Genomic DNA, 14,839 nt, shown 5'->3' with positions numbered 1-14,839 from the left:
GGACATAGCAAGCGTGAAGCTCGTTACCGTTGTCGGTGCCCGCCCACAATTCATCAAGTCTGGTCCTGTCAGCCTCGCGATCGAAAAACATAATCGTGAAAACGGAGTCACGATCGAAGAGATCCTCGTCCACACCGGCCAGCACTACGATTCCGAGATGTCGCAGGTGTTCTTCGAAGAGATGAACCTGCGCACTCCGAAGTACAACCTCGAAGTTGGTTCCGGGAATCACGGCGAGCAAACCGCGCAAATTCTCGCGCGTTGCGAGAAGGTGCTGATGGACGAAAAAGCCACGGCGCTGATGGTTTATGGCGACACGAATTCCACGCTGGCGGCGGCGCTGGCGGCGGTGAAACTGCACATCCCTGTGTTCCACGTCGAGGCGGGACTGCGCTCATTCGTGCGCGAGATGCCGGAAGAAGTGAACCGCGTTCTTACCGACCACATCTCAGATTTGCTGTTCGCGCCTACGGATACCGCGGTGGAGAACCTGAAGGCCGAGGGCATCACCAAGGGCGTCGAGTTGCTTGGCGATGTGATGTACGACGCGATCCAGCAGCATCTGCAGACTGCAAAGATGTCATCGTCAATTTTGAACACGCTTGCTCTTACACCCGGTGGTTACGCGCTGATGACGATGCACCGGGCATCGAACACCGACGATCCAGCGCTGCTGGGCCAGATCCTTTCCGCGATCAGCGAGATTGCAAAAAACATTCGCGTGGTCTGGCCGGTGCATCCACGCGCGCGCAAGCGAATGGAAGACTTTGGGATTCACGCCGAGGGGATCACGTTGATCTCGCCCGCATCGTACCTCGACATGATGATGCTGGTGAGCAACGCATCGCTGGTGCTTACGGATTCGGGTGGACTGCAGAAGGAAGCCTGCTGGATGCGGGTGCCGTGCGTTACGCTGCGCGATGAGACGGAGTGGGTAGAAACCGTTGCCAGTGGGTGGAACACGCTGGCGGGAGCGGACCGCGATCAGATTCTCATGGCAGCTCGCAAGGCGCTCACGTCGAAGCCGTCGGAAACGCCTGGGGCTCAGCATGCCGGCGCTTCGGAGCGGATTGCGGCTTCGATTCGCGATTACATGACTAAGCGCGGGTAGCTGCGCTTAGTCGTTCCAACTGGCTGAGCCAGTCGCGCACGAGAATTTCCCACGTCATGTGCTGCTCGATGTAGCGGCGTCCGTTTTCGCCGCGGCGCTGTACTTCGTCGGGATTGGCGACCATCTCGAGGATTGCGCCGACGAGCGCGTCGGGGTCCATCGGCGGGATTACCCAGCCAGCGTTGGAGCGCTCCATCAGTCGCACGCCTTCGCCGCGCACCGCATAAATTACGGGGCGCCCGCAGGACATAATCGCCGTTGTCTTCCCCGGCCGCGCGCCTTCGAAGAGTGGAATATCCAGCAGTTGGACGAGTCCGCACATTGCGATGGATGCGTAGCGGGAAATCTCCTTCGCAGGCACGGCGTCGACGAAGGAAACATTCCTTAAGCCTTTGGTGGCAACGGCCTCTTTCAATCGCGGCTTCTCCGGGCCTTCTCCGATGAAAAGGAAATGTACCAGGGGCTGATTTCGCTGCAGGGTTTCGGCGGCAGTGATCACGCTGTGAAGCCCTTGCGCGTATCCAAGGGTCCCAGCGAAGTACACGACTTTCTTGCCGGTCAGTCCCAGCTTCGCCGCCAGTTCGGTGTCTGGAGGTAGCGGGCGATACGTGTCCGTGTCAGCGCCGTTGGGGAGGAACAATACTTTTTCGGCCGGGATGCCTTTTACATTGATGATGCGATCGCGGATCCCTTCCGTGACGGCGGTTACCGCAAACGACTTTCGATAGATGCCGATTTCCATCTTCTCGAGGGTGCGGAAGGCGCGGCCATCGCTCATGACGCCGAGATCGCGAACGGAATCGGGCCAGAGGTCGGAGACGTTGAAGATGAGTCGAGCGCCGAGTTTCTTCGCGATGCGAAGGCCCGGCCACGCCGTGGTAAGCGGCGGAGATTCGACGAAGACGTAATCCGGCTTCTTCACGCGGCGGGCTTCCCACCACGATGCCAGCGCGAAGGAGCCGTAGTTCATCACGCGCGCCAAACTTTTTCCGGTGGCGGCGTAGAGCCAGGTGCGATGGACGGGGCAGCCGTTCCATTCGTCGCGCATATAGAAACGGCCGCGGTAGTCGGGGAAGATTTTGCCTGCGGGTGCGTTGGGGAGGCCAGTGAGGACTTCGACTTCATGCCCGGCGAGGACGATTTCAGCCGCAGTGCCTGCGAGGCGAGTCTGCGTCGCGCCAACTTCCGGATAGAAATATTGGCTCAGGATCAGGAACTTCAAACGTTATTCCACTCCTCGTACGCGCACCCTTCGTAGCCAAGATTGGACCCGACTGATTACAGAGACAGGAGTGTTGAAAGGTCCACCACTGAAGAGCGCCGGCTGGCATGCCGGGGCGCGAATTCGCAGGTATTTCGCTGAATGCTGCCGTATCATAGCACACAGATTTCTACGCATTGCTGTAACGCCATTCGGCTAAAACAGACGCTGTCAGACACTTTTCGCAGTCGATTTCATGGAGAATCCAAAATGTCCTATCGGAGCCGATTCCTCCTGCTCTCCCTGATTTTTGGATGTTTCGCAGCCTCGGCGCTCGGCGTCGACTTCAAAATCGCGCAGCAGGGCGAGGGCCGCAACGTCACCGTCAGCGTGACGGCTGCCGGACATTACACGCTGGAAATTGACGACGCTTATTCATTCCATGTTCCAGTGTTCAGCCAGGCATTTGACGGCAAGGAGTTCACGTTCAATGCCTACGATGTCGGACTGACTCCCGGCACCGCGTACTACGTTCGACTGAATCAGAAAGCCCCGGTACAGCGGTTTCTTCTCAAGATGGGAACTCTTCCCACTTCGCAGGCGAATGTCACCACGATGCGCAGCACGTGGGAGACGCTCGGGCGTCACATGACCGAGGTCTATTCCGGAGTGAAGTGGAACGATTCGGCGCAGAAATGGGTAGTGGACGATCCGTCGAAGGTAGTGGGTAACAGTATTTATTACTCCGAGATGTACATTCGGGCGGCGCTGGAAACCGCACGCTGTTGCAACGATTCGAAGCTGCTCGACGAAATCGCCCAGTACTACATCGTGATGTTGGACCGCATGATCCCGCTGGACACGATTCTGAAGGACGCCAATGTTCAGCCACTGAACACTCAGCGACTGAGCGGAGCAAACCGGTCCGCGCGCACGTTCAGATCGATTCTCTCCGGCAAGGTTGCCGACTGCGGATTGTGCAACTTGCAGTGGATGTATCCCGCAGCGAGATTGATCCGCATCATCAGCCTGCTTCCGCCCGACAAACGCAGCGCGACGATGAAAGAATTCGTGGCGAAATACAACAGCTTCATCATTGAAGACCAGTTGGTCCGCTACCTCACGCAGGAATTGCTCCCGGCACAGAAAGGGAAGTCTCTCAATCGCATCGCCCTGTGGAGAGCGATTCCGGGCGGGCTACATGGCGAGAGAGGTTGGGACGCCGCTATGACCGACAATGATCTTTGGCTGTTGGCTTCCGACGCAGAGATGCTCGGCGCGAACGCGAACGATCCGTCGCTGGCTCCGATCAATCCGAAACAACTCGACACGTTGCGCCAGGGTATGGATGCCGGTACGAAACTCTTTCAGTCGAAGGCCACGCGTTACTCGGATACGAAGAACTTCGCGGGCGTCGCGGTCGGCAGCACGAGTTACTTCAACGGCGATTACGACGGCCACCCGGACAACGCTTACACCGGCGCAACTAGCGCCACCCAACCCGGACCGACGCAGAAGCGCGCGCTTTCGAATGTGAGTTGGGACATGGGACATATGTACCGAGTCGCGGTCTTCGTGCGAGCGCTCTATGACAATCGTAAAGCGACGGGGACCGGCTATCCGAAGCTGGGTGATGTCCTCCTGCTGGTGAATCAATATGTATATAAAGTTTTCGAAGGCGACCTCTCGCGGCCGCTTTTCCGGAACTTCTTCGACGGGACTGATGGTTGGTATCGGGTGAGCTACGGCAAGGCAAACTTCGGCTATCCGCCGTCGAAGAACTGCAATATGCACGACAACGACCATCCATGTCTCACGCCAGGGCAAATAATGGGTTGGGGGCTGTTAGCGTTCGCGAACTCGGACCTCTTGAAGCTGGAGCAGAGCCTGATCGGCCTTCAGGCCGATAACTCGCCGCAAGCCAAGGCTTTCCGCGATCAGTACTACTTCTACCTGCAGGCATTTGAGACCGGAACCCAGAGCGGGCGACCGGCTTATGGGGCCGCTCTTTACTTCCTAATCGCCGATAACGCTGCTATCATCGACGGGTGTAACGGCCTGAATCCGTAAGGTTTATCGCTTAAGGAGCCCTTTGCGCCGGATCTGTGCAAGTCTGTTTGCAGCGATGCTGTTCGCCATCGTAACTGGCGCCTATGGGCAATCCAAGGTTGCGGACGATCCCACTGTCCAGACCGGGCGCGCGGCCGACGTTGGCGTGGGGAACAACAGCCGCATAGATCCCGTCACGGTGGCGATCCCCGCGGTGAACCCTGCGCAGATGCCGGTTGCATCAGGCGCCGCGACGGCCCCGGGCGCAGATAGCGCCACCAGGGGTGTGGGTAACCGTAGATTGCCGAATGGGCAAAGCGAAAAAGTTATGTGCTTCGTGGCCGGACAGGGCTACGTGGTCACCGACGCGATCTCATGCGATTCGCACCGTCAGCAGTCAACTCGGCTCGTTCGTCAGCCGGCACGGCAGGACACGAATGCGGTCCGCGCTGGGGCGCACGGCGCGGTGGAAGCTCCGCTGCCGTCGAGCCCGGAAGATCAAACTCCATTCGAAGATCAGTCACGACTGGCCGGCGCCACCCGCATGACTCCCGTGCGCATAGAGAAGTTGCAAGCAATCCAATCCGAGAACGGAGCAAATTCAGCGTCCCTGGCCTTGCCGGGCGAAGGCGATCAGGGTGCCTCCACGGCCGAAAGCCTGACCAGCGGCGGTCCGAGGCAGAGCACTGCGAAGGTAGTGGCGGAGCGTAATCGAGAAGGCCTTGCGAATCCATCTGTCGCGAGTGCCAGCCACGGGTCAGCTGCCGATCGCGCAAAGACACAAGCGATGCGCTCCGCTCGTAACGATGCCAATCGCGACACGCATCAGCAGGTACAAACCCGCTACGAAAAGTGCCTGGAACTCGCGAAGAACAAAGACAAGAGCATGAAAGATGAGCGGCTCTACCAGCGCACCTGCAGCAATTTCTGAGTCCATGCTTCTCACTCGCTCAATCAGGATGCCGTTCGCGCGAAGCTCTCAAGCGGTAGCACTGGCCGTGCTCGCGACGTCGCTCTCGGCATCGCTGCTGTGCGCGCAGGAATTCTCGCTTCCAGCGCCTGACCTGAATTTGCGTGGACGAGTTGCTGCTATCAACCTGACGATTGAGAGCCAGGACGCTGGCGCTTCGCGCGCGGAGCGACTCGAGTTCCAGAACGACGGCAAATTGTCGGCCGTGAAAGTAACGCGCTCGGGCGCGCCGGTTTCCAGCGTCCGCTACGAATATTCGCGCTACGCGCTTGCCAAGCGGCAGTTGAACGCCGAGGCCTTCACGCCCAAGAAGGCGATCCTCTTTCACGAGAACGGTGCGTTCCAGGGTGTTGCTATTTCCGAAAACGGCGCAAATATGGTTTGCGATCGGGTGTTCGACTCAATGTCCGCGTCGCCCGATCCAGTTTCTCGCGACATTTGCCTGACGGCGAACGGCAACCAGGACCTCAACGAAATCACCAAACTTGACCCAGACGACTCCAACGTCTCGGTTACCAGGCTCAGTTTTGGAGATCAACTTAGGGCCTCCTGGTGGATACAAAGGGATAAAAAAGGCAGGGTCCTGATTGACCACCTGGCCTATACTGACCTCTCGTTTGACCGAAGATTTCACCATCGGGACGGGAGTGTCGAAGAGCGATCGTTTCGCAGCGGGTCGAACCAATATACGGTTCGAACGTGGGACCCGGCGGGCAAACTGTTGCGCGTGGTTACTTCATTACCGAACCATCCGGCAGAGGAGCAGCGTTTCTCTTATGACAGCAACGGCAGGTTGACGCACCTTGCCACCGCCGGCAGCGTACGACATGAGATCGATTTTGCGTACGTTGACGACGGCCAGGGAAATTGGACTGAGCGTCGTGCGACTGAGAATGGAGCACAGGTCGAGGTCGTGACGAGAAATATCGAGTATCGCGGCAATTCGCCGTCGGGTAACAAGCACTAGCCGATTGAGCTTGAGAGAGAAACTGTGAACGAGCAAGCGACAACAGAGCGGGAACGGATCGTGCAGGCGTATGAACGCCGCAAGAAGGACGTCCCTGTTGATCGCTATTCAAGCTTCAACCTGCTGAATCTTACCCAGGGTTTTCTGCGCGATTACCAGATTGTTCGGATCCTCAGAGGGGCGGGCATCGGATCGTTGGCGAACCTCGACATCCTCGAGGTCGGTTGTGGTTCGGGATATTTCTTGCGGCAATTTGTGCAATGGGGGGCCGATCCCTCGCGGGTTGTGGGCGTTGATTTACTTCCCGAGCGCGTGGAAGCGGCACGCCAGAATTGCCCGATCGGAACTAAAGTTATCTGCTGCGACGCCCGACAATTGCCGTTCGACACCGCGAGCTTTGACGTGGTGATGCAGTTCACGGCATTGAGTTCGGTGGCGGATGACGGGATTCGCAAAGCCATTGCCGACGAGATGATGCGGGTGGTGCGTCCCGGTGGAGTGGTGCTGTCGTATGACATGTGCGTGAACAATCCCAACAATCCCGACATTCGCAGAGTGACGCAGGAAGATCTCCAGCGGTTATTTCCGGGAGAACATCAGCGGAGCCGGCGATTGAACCTGGTGCCGCCGCTGGCGCGGAAATTGGGAGGGTCGGCGCCATCGCTGATTGGATTTTTATCGAAGATCAAACCGATTTGTAGCCATTTACTTTTTGTGAGCAAACGCGCGGAAAGCTGAACGACGATGTTGACCGCGTGGCCGAATTTTGCAATGTTCATGTTTCCCGGTACGGAAGATGGGGGTCTGAGCCGAGAATGAAAGCTGAAACGAAACTGGCCGAACCGCAATTGCAGGTGCCGTTCCACTCCGCCGATGTAGGCGAAGCGGAAGCGCAGGCCGCCGCAGATGTCATCCGTTCGGGATGGCTGACGATGGGCGCGCGCACGATCGAATTCGAGCGCCAGTTTGCCGAGTATGTCGGCGCCAAGCACGCGATCGCAGTGAACTCCTGCACGGCGGCCTTGCACCTGGCCCTGGAAGCGATCCACCTCCAGCAGGGCGACGAAGTTCTTGTTCCGACCACGACCTTCACGGCCACCGGCGAAGTGGTTACCTATTTCGGCGCCAAGCCTGTTCTCGTGGACGTTGAGCCTGACACCCTGCTGATGAGCGTTGCTGACGCTGCCGCGCGCATCACCCCCAAGACGAAAGCCATCATCCCCGTTCACTACGGCGGACAGCCGTGCGACATGGATGAGATCCTTGCGCTCGCCGCGAAACACAACATTCATGTGATCGAAGATGCAGCGCATTCGCTGCCGGCGTCGTACAAAGGACGCCCAGTCGGCTGCATCAGCGAAATCACGGCGTTCAGTTTCTATGCCACGAAGACGTTGTCCACAGGCGAGGGAGGCATGATCACGACCGGCAACGACGACCTTGCCGCTCGCATGCGGATCATGCGCCTGCACGGGATCGGACGTGATGCCTGGAAACGATATAGCGCGGAAGGTTCGTGGTATTACGAAGTGCTCGATGCCGGATTCAAGTACAACCTCACCGACATCGCCGCCGCAATCGGGTTGGTGCAGCTCGGCAAATGCGATGACATGAATGTTCGCCGAGCCGCCGTCGTGCAACGGTACAACGATGCGTTCGCGAGCATGAATGAATTGCAGGTCCCCACCACCAAACCGGACCGTCAAAGCGCGTGGCACCTCTACCCCCTGCGGTTTCACCTGGATCGGATCAAGATTGATCGCAAGGAAGTGATCTGCCAGTTAAAGGACCGCGGTATTGGCACAAGCGTGCATTTCATTCCGCTACACCTTCACCCGTACTATCAATCGGCGTATGGCTACAGGCGCGGAGATCTTCCGGCTGCGGAACGAGAATACGAGCGCTATGTTTCGTTGCCGCTCTTCCCGGGAATGACCTACGAGCAGATCGATCACGTCATCCATTCGGTGAAGCAGATCGTCAAAGCCAATCGCAGGTAGCGTGTGAAACGTCTTTTCGACATTCTGCTGGCGGCGATTGGATTAATACTGGCCGCGCCGGTGATGTTCCTCGCTGCGCTTGCAGTGCGTTTTGATACGCCCGGACCAATCCTGTTCCGGCAAAAAAGAATCGGCAAAGACTTTCGGACGTTTGAGCTTCTGAAGTTTCGTTCCATGCGCGTGGCGAATGCCGGTTCGCAAGTGACTTTTGGGGAAGACTTGCGCATCACGTCTTCCGGACGCTGGCTGCGCAAAGTAAAGTTCGACGAACTCCCGCAACTGTGGAACGTGTTGCGCGGGGACATGAGCTTTGTCGGGCCACGACCCGAAGTTCCGCAGTATGTGGAACTCTATCGTGATCGCTACGAGAAGCTGCTCGGAGTGCGTCCGGGTATCACAGACAGGGCTTCGATCAAGTACCGTTCAGAATCTGCGATTCTCGGAAGTGTTGACGATCCCGAAAATTACTATCGCACTGTGATTCTCCCCGACAAGATCGCCATGGGCGAGGAATACGTGGAGCGCCATAGTGTTGTCGGGGATATAGGAATCATTCTGCAAACCGTATTGGTTGTTTTCAAGCATGATGAATGTGTCGATGTTCAAGCACCTGCGGTGATTGCGAAGAGCACCGGAGACCATTCTCGCTAGCAACTGTCGTGCAGCCACGCCACGACGTGGGACACCAGCGCGTATCACGTACGGCATCCCGGACCGTTGGACTTCCCGAAACATCGTTTCAAAACTGAAATCTGCGTCCCAAAGCGCAGCCTTTTTTCGTGGATCGCTCTCTCCGAATCGGGAATTCTCAAAAAAGATGGAACGAGCGATTCTCTCCTGTATTCATGCGGGTTTGAAGGCACTCGCGCATTTGACCAATTGCTTCAGGATTGTTACTATCATTATGCGGGGTGGAGCAGCCTGGTAGCTCGTTGGGCTCATAACCCAAAGGTCGGAGGTTCAAATCCTCTCCCCGCAACCATCTGAGCGCCGCCGTGGAGCCTGGCTCCGGCGGCGCTCTTCTTTTGTTCTCCATTTTGCAACAAAAAAGCGCGGGCCGAAGCCCGCGCCCAATGCAACAAGGAACGTCTATCCCTGGCTCGCGTGCAACACCCGGAAGCTGCTGCCGCCGCGCGACCACACCAGTACCAGCGCGTCACCGCCATTCGCGATTCCGCTCAGCGCGTCCTTTGCGTCACTCGCAGATTTCACCGGCTTGCGATTCACCTCGGTGATCACATCGCCGGGCTGCAATCCCGCGTTGTCGGCTGGGCTGCCGGGCGTTACTTGTCCTACCAGCGCACCCTGCACCGAATCACCCGCCTGCAACTGCTGACGCGCTTCCGGCGACAGGTCGGCTAATCCGATTCCCCACCGCGGCTTGCCATGACCTGCGCTCGCCGTTTCGTTGTCCCGATCACCTTTGTCCATCGAGGCCAGCGTTACGTTCAGCGTCGAGGCTTTGCCGTCGCGCTTCACCGTCAGGTCGAGTTTGGTCCCGGGCTGCTGCTGGCCCACTTCCACTTGCAGTGCGCCGGCGTCTGCGACTTGCTTGCCGTTCACAGCAGTGATGATGTCACCAACCTTCAAGCCGGCTTTCGCGCCCGGCGAATTCGGTTCCACCTGCGTTACCACGGCGCCGTTTGCGTCGGTCACGTTGAAGAACTTCGCCTCGTCCGGCGATACATCGCTGATCCCGATGCCCATGTATCCATGGTTCACTTTGCCGTACTTGATCAGGCTGTCCACCGTCGGCTTCACGATCTGCGTGGGAATCGCGAATCCCATTCCCGAGAATCCGCCGGTCTCCGAGATGAGGAACGTGTTGATCCCGATCACTTCACCGTGGGCGTTCACCAGCGGCCCACCGGAGTTGCCGGGATTGATCGCCGCGTCGGTCTGAATGAACTGTCCCGGAGAACGACGGTCCTGCGCGTAGGGATTCGGCCGATTCAATGCGCTGACGATGCCGCGCGTCACCGTGAAGCGGAAGCCAAGCGGATTGCCGAAGGCAAGCACCGTCTGGCCCGGATGCAGGGAAGTCGAATCACCAAGCGGCACGCTTGGCATATTGCTGCCCTCGACTTTGATTACAGCCAGGTCAGTCAGCGGATCGGCGCCGATCAATTTCGCGGGCAGGATGCGTTTGTCCGTGAGGGTGACGCGAATGTCAGTCGCACCATCGATCACGTGGTTGTTGGTGACGATGTATCCATCCGGCGAGATGATCACGCCGCTACCGAGGCCATGCTCGTATTGCGGCTGGCGACGCTGCGGTCCGAACTGAAATGGTCCGAACTGCTGCATCGGATTGCCATCGTCGTCGCCATCCTCCGTGCCTTGCATGGATGCGTTATGTGCGGAACGTTTCGACGTAACGGTTACGTTCACTGTCGCCGGCGTTACGCGCGCGGCGAGGTTCTCCATGGCTTTGTCGAGCGAGAGCAGCGCGCCCACACTGTTGTCGTCGAGCGCTGCGGCTGCCGGACTCGGTGTTGCTGCGCGTGCGTGGCCAGCAAATTCATAGCTCGCGAGAGAAAACGCTACCGCTCCTGCCAGCACGCTGGCATAGAAACGGCGGCCGATCTTCGCCTTCAATGTTCCCAACAGATTGTTCACTTTCATCTCCTACTAAATAATTAGTTATTGCGGTCAAAAAAAACCGCGCTCAGATCTTCAGAACGAATGACTGCACGGTTCTGTTCGTCGCAGGATCCACACTCCACACGCAGATCGTCCAGTTCGCGCCGTCGAATTGCGCCGACTGATAAACCACCAGCATCGGCCGTTTGGCAGGCACTTTTTCCGCGATCTGCTGCGGTGCTGGACGGCGCTTGCGTGCTGTTTTCGCTTTAACCGGCTGTACCGTGCCCGGGGTGTACGAAGCATTGATGACCTTTACCTGTGTCTCCACCGACGGAATCACGGCCGAAACGTCGTACGTGTGGGTTGTCGACACGTGCTTCGCGGGAGCCTGGCTCTTCGCGATCTCCGGGGCGTTTCCGAAGGAGACGAATTCTGGCAGCATCGGCGCCGCCCCCAGCGCTGCCAGTAACGCGGCGCTCGCTGCGAAGGCGGGCACACGGCTTTTCGCAGGTTTTTTCGCTTCAAGTATCTCGGTCACACGTTCCGCCAGTTGCGACACCTTGCTCACCAGCGCCTGCACCAACACAGGCGCGCCCGCGGATTGCAACTTCTCGTGGAAAGAGATCAGGAACCCCGCGTACGCTTTCGCGCTCGGCGACTGCGCCAGCACCATCTCGTCGCAAGCCATCTCGCGCTCGAGCGTGAGGCGACCGTCAATCCACCACACCGCGGGATGGAAGAAGAAGACCGCTTTCACGACCTTCTGCACCAGGTTGGTCCAATCGTCCCAGCGGCGGATGTGCGCCATCTCGTGCAGCACGATCACGTCCAACTCTTCTTCGGAAAGCTGTGGAACCAGACTGCTCGGCAGGAGTATTGCTGGCCGCACGAAGCCAATCACCATCGGAACCGAGACTTCATCCGAGCGCAGGATAAGAACGTCGCGCCAGCCGCCATCGTTCTGCAGCTTTGCTGCCGTCGCGACAGGCAACGACGCCGGCGCAATTCCGACTGCGTTGCTGCGCAATTGCCGTAACCGCATGAGCCCTGCTGCAATGCGCAGGATTCCCACCGTCGTGCCGATCGCCCAGAGTGCGACGAAATATTCAGCCCACCGCGAGGGCAAAGCCACGAAGCTCGAGGCCGGGTTCGATACCAGTCGTTGCGCGAACAGGAAGGGAAGCGCTGCCACTGCCAGCAATCCAACAAACCAGATCGCGAAGCGTGCCCGTGAGCTCTGCTTGCCAGAAAGTCGCAAAGCGACCCAAAGAATGCCGACGAGCGCCAAGCCGACGATGCCGGCATTCATCGCGTGCGCCGCGGCGAATGGTGCGAGGTGTGCCCAGGCGTTCACTTCGACTCGCTCCTGTCCAGCATTTCGCGCAGATGCTTCAGGTCGGCCGCGCTGATCTTTTCGTCTTGCAGGATGTTTAACACCAGGGCTTCGTGCGAGTTCCGGAAGAAGCGGCCCACGAGGTGGCGGATTTCCGATCGCGTCGCCTCTTCGCGGTGCACCACCGGCGCGTACACGTGCGCGCGGCCCTCTTTCACATGCCGCACGTACCGCTTCTTTTCCAGGATTCGAATCGTGGTCAGAACGGAGTTGTACGCCAAGGTCATCGGCAGCTTGTCCAAAACCTCCTGGACGGTGCCCGACCCTTTGGCCCAGAGCACTTCCATGATTCTCAGCTCGGCTTCCGTCAGTGTCTCCGACTGTTTCGGCGGCACATTTCCTCCTGTTAATGGTTGGACGAGGCTCACTCAGAAATGTAACTAATGCTTTAGTTGCTGGTGGCGAAAAATCCAGAGTGTTGCCCTGCACTTCCTAAGAAGCCCACCCAGCCGTTACCATCCTTCGTACATTCCATGGCCCGACCGCCGCGAACTCCCGCCCAGCCTGTGCCCGGCCTAACCCACCCGCTCGGCGCGACCATTTGCCCTGAGGGCGTTAACTTCAGCCTATTTTCGCGGCATGCTACCGGTGTCGAGCTGCTTTTCTTTGACCACGCAGAAGACGCCCAGCCTACTCGTGTGTTCCGGCTGGATCCCGTGCGAAATCGAACCTATTACTACTGGCACCTCTGCATACCGGACGTCTCGCCCGGCCAGCTATACGGCTATCGCGTGTACGGGCCATTCGCGCCGGACAAAGGGCACCGCTTCAATCCCGAGAAGCTGCTGCTCGATCCTTATGGTCGTTGTGTCGTCACGCCGAAGACATATAGCCGGGATGCCGCCATTACTCCGGGCGACAACTGCGCCACGGCGATGAAGAATGCCGTCGTGGACGTGCACGATTACGACTGGGAGGGCGATGAACCGTTACGATGTCCCGCCAGCCGAACCATTGTTTACGAGATGCATGTCCGCGGCTTCACCCGGAATCCCAACTCCGGCGTTGCTGAAGAGAAGCGCGGCACATTTGCTGGTGTCATCGAAAAAATTCCTTACCTGAAAGATCTCGGGATCACCGCGGTTGAGTTGCTGCCGGTTTTCGAATTCGATCCGCTCGACTGTCCTCCGGGGCTGGTGAATTACTGGGGCTATGCGCCCGTTTCTTTCTTCTCGCCGCACAAGGCGTACAGCTCAGGGCACGCCTATCTCGCGGCGATCAACGAATTCCGCGACATGGTGAAAGCGCTGCATCGCGCGGGAATCGAAGTCATCCTCGACGTGGTTTACAACCATACCGCTGAAGGAAGTGAAACCGGTCCAACCTTCAGCTTCAAGGGCATTGATAACCTCACCTACTACATTCTCGAGAGTGATCGTTGCCGCTACGCCAACTACAGCGGTACCGGCAACACATTCAAAGCCAACCATCCCGTCGTCCGCCGCATGATTGTGGACAGCCTTTGTTACTGGGTGGAAGAGATGCACGTGGATGGTTTCCGCTTCGACCTCGCGTCGATCCTCGCGCGCGATTCCAGCGGCAACACGATGGCGAATCCGCCGGCGCTGTGGGACATCGAATCCGAGCCGCGCCTGGCTGGAACGAAGTTTATGGCCGAAGCCTGGGACGCCGCCGGCCTCTACCAGGTCGGCACCTTTGTCGGCGACTCTTGGAAGGAATGGAACGGCCGCTTCCGCGACGATGTGCGCGACTTCTTTCGCGGCGAGGATGGCACTGTTTGCAAGCTGGCGTCGCGCTTACTTGGCAGCCCGGATATCTACGGGCACAAGGGAAGAGAGGCCGAGCAGAGCGTGAACTTTGTCACCTGTCACGATGGCTTCACCCTCAACGATCTGGTTTCGTACGAGGTGAAGCACAATGAAGCGAATCGCGAGCAGAATCGCGATGGTCACGACGACAACCGGAGCTGGAACTGCGGCGTGGAAGGCCCGACGAATGATCCTGCGATCAACCGGTTGCGCAATAAACAGGTAAAGAATTTTCTCGCGACAACACTGCTCTCGCTCGGCATGCCCATGCTCACCATGGGTGACGAAGTGCGCCACACGCAGCGCGGCAACAACAACGCCTATTGCCAGGACAACGAGCTCAGTTGGTTCGACTGGAGCTTGCTGGACGAGCATGCCGATATTCACCGCTTTGTGAAAATGATTGCCCTGAGGCGTCTTCTGCGCGACGTTGCGCCGGAGCAGGAACGTAGATCACTGACGGAATTTCTCGAGTCGGCACGCAAAACCTGGCATGGTGTGGAACTCGACCAACCGGACTGGGCGGACCATTCGCACTCGATCGCGCTGTGCATTGAGGTGGCAGAGGAAGGCATCGTCTTCCACTTTATTCTAAACGGCTACACCGAAGGGCTCGATTTCGAACTTCCACCACGCCTCAACGGTTCGCGCTGGCGACGGTGGATTGATACCAGCCTCGACTCTCCTGATGACATCGTGAACTGGCGAACCGCTCCCGCCATACAGGGCCCGCGTTACCACGCGGCCGCGCATTCCACGGTTGTGCTGATCTCCGCAACGGACGGCCCATAGC

The 14,839-nt window shown here is 58.4% G+C and carries 12 protein-coding genes and 1 tRNA gene; 9 read left to right on the top strand and 4 right to left on the bottom strand.

What is annotated here, in order from left to right; all coding sequences use genetic code 11:
- Window positions 1-13: 13 nt before the first annotated feature.
- Window positions 14-1,111 carry a non-hydrolyzing UDP-N-acetylglucosamine 2-epimerase gene (gene wecB / locus ACID345_RS17075; RefSeq protein WP_011524106.1) on the top strand — a complete coding sequence of 366 codons (1,098 nt, stop codon included), beginning with the start codon at window positions 14-16 and terminating at the stop codon, window positions 1,109-1,111.
- Here wecB and ACID345_RS17070 read toward each other — a convergent pair.
- The gene (locus ACID345_RS17070) at window positions 1,098-2,333 is read right to left on the bottom strand and encodes a glycosyltransferase family 4 protein (RefSeq protein ID WP_011524105.1); all 1,236 of its coding nucleotides are present in this window, start codon (window positions 2,331-2,333) and stop codon (window positions 1,098-1,100) included. The two genes, wecB and ACID345_RS17070, sit on opposite strands and share 14 nt — an antisense overlap.
- 249 nt (window positions 2,334-2,582) lie before the next feature.
- Here ACID345_RS17070 and ACID345_RS17065 point away from each other — a divergent pair, with 249 nt between their 5' ends.
- The 7 genes from ACID345_RS17065 to ACID345_RS17035 all read left to right on the top strand — a co-directional run bounded on the left by ACID345_RS17065 (window position 2,583) and on the right by ACID345_RS17035 (window position 9,280).
- Complete coding sequence (locus ACID345_RS17065; RefSeq protein WP_011524104.1) at window positions 2,583-4,382, top strand: hypothetical protein; 1,800 nt, start codon at window positions 2,583-2,585, stop codon at window positions 4,380-4,382.
- Window positions 4,383-4,404: 22 nt separating this feature from the next.
- The gene (locus ACID345_RS17060; protein WP_011524103.1) at window positions 4,405-5,292 is read left to right on the top strand and encodes a hypothetical protein; all 888 of its coding nucleotides are present in this window, start codon (window positions 4,405-4,407) and stop codon (window positions 5,290-5,292) included.
- Window positions 5,255-6,298 carry a hypothetical protein gene (locus ACID345_RS17055; RefSeq protein WP_148210148.1) on the top strand — a complete coding sequence of 348 codons (1,044 nt, stop codon included), beginning with the start codon at window positions 5,255-5,257 and terminating at the stop codon, window positions 6,296-6,298. Before ACID345_RS17060 ends, ACID345_RS17055 begins: the two co-directional genes overlap by 38 nt.
- 24 nt (window positions 6,299-6,322) lie before the next feature.
- A complete protein-coding gene (locus tag ACID345_RS17050; protein ID WP_049761952.1) occupies window positions 6,323-7,036 on the top strand; it encodes a class I SAM-dependent methyltransferase in 714 nt (237 codons plus the stop codon).
- Window positions 7,037-7,113: 77 nt separating this feature from the next.
- The gene (locus tag ACID345_RS17045; protein WP_011524100.1) at window positions 7,114-8,298 is read left to right on the top strand and encodes a DegT/DnrJ/EryC1/StrS family aminotransferase; all 1,185 of its coding nucleotides are present in this window, start codon (window positions 7,114-7,116) and stop codon (window positions 8,296-8,298) included.
- 3 nt (window positions 8,299-8,301) lie between these two features.
- Window positions 8,302-8,949, top strand: a complete 648-nt coding sequence (locus tag ACID345_RS17040) for a sugar transferase (RefSeq protein WP_011524099.1) — start codon at window positions 8,302-8,304, stop codon at window positions 8,947-8,949.
- Window positions 8,950-9,203: 254 nt separating this feature from the next.
- Window positions 9,204-9,280: transfer RNA gene (locus tag ACID345_RS17035), tRNA-Met, on the top strand.
- Between the two features lie 107 nt (window positions 9,281-9,387).
- Here the strand turns inward: ACID345_RS17035 and ACID345_RS17030 are convergent.
- The 3 genes from ACID345_RS17030 to ACID345_RS17020 are packed head-to-tail and all read right to left on the bottom strand — an operon-like array spanning window position 9,388 to window position 12,612.
- Window positions 9,388-10,923, bottom strand: coding sequence for a Do family serine endopeptidase (locus ACID345_RS17030; protein ID WP_011524098.1), 1,536 nt, complete (start codon window positions 10,921-10,923; stop codon window positions 9,388-9,390).
- A 43-nt stretch (window positions 10,924-10,966) separates the two neighbouring features.
- Window positions 10,967-12,238, bottom strand: a complete 1,272-nt coding sequence (locus tag ACID345_RS25720; protein ID WP_011524097.1) for a M56 family metallopeptidase — start codon at window positions 12,236-12,238, stop codon at window positions 10,967-10,969.
- Window positions 12,235-12,612: a BlaI/MecI/CopY family transcriptional regulator gene (locus tag ACID345_RS17020; protein ID WP_011524096.1), complete on the bottom strand. Its 378-nt coding sequence runs from the start codon at window positions 12,610-12,612 to the stop codon at window positions 12,235-12,237. The genes ACID345_RS25720 and ACID345_RS17020 overlap by 4 nt, the downstream gene beginning before the upstream one ends.
- Before the next feature lie 138 nt (window positions 12,613-12,750).
- Between ACID345_RS17020 and glgX the strand changes: the two genes are divergently transcribed.
- Window positions 12,751-14,838, top strand: a complete 2,088-nt coding sequence (glgX, locus tag ACID345_RS17015; RefSeq protein ID WP_011524095.1) for a glycogen debranching protein GlgX — start codon at window positions 12,751-12,753, stop codon at window positions 14,836-14,838.
- Window position 14,839 lies beyond the last annotated feature (1 nt).

This window comes from Candidatus Koribacter versatilis Ellin345 (assembly GCF_000014005.1).
Lineage (GTDB): Bacteria > Acidobacteriota > Terriglobia > Terriglobales > Acidobacteriaceae > Korobacter > Korobacter versatilis_A.
This window is presented reverse-complemented; position numbering and strand designations above follow the sequence as displayed.

Excerpts from the sequence above, each read along its gene's own strand:
- ACID345_RS17065 (WP_011524104.1), top strand. The coding sequence starts at position 2,583 with ATGTCCTATCGGAGCCGATTCCTCCTGCTCTCCCTGATTTTTGGATGT.
- ACID345_RS17055 (WP_148210148.1), top strand. The coding sequence starts at position 5,255 with ATGAGCGGCTCTACCAGCGCACCTGCAGCAATTTCTGAGTCCATGCTT.
- ACID345_RS17045 (WP_011524100.1), top strand. The coding sequence starts at position 7,114 with ATGAAAGCTGAAACGAAACTGGCCGAACCGCAATTGCAGGTGCCGTTC.
- ACID345_RS17030 (WP_011524098.1), bottom strand. The coding sequence starts at position 10,923 with ATGAAAGTGAACAATCTGTTGGGAACATTGAAGGCGAAGATCGGCCGC.
- glgX (WP_011524095.1), top strand. The coding sequence starts at position 12,751 with ATGGCCCGACCGCCGCGAACTCCCGCCCAGCCTGTGCCCGGCCTAACC.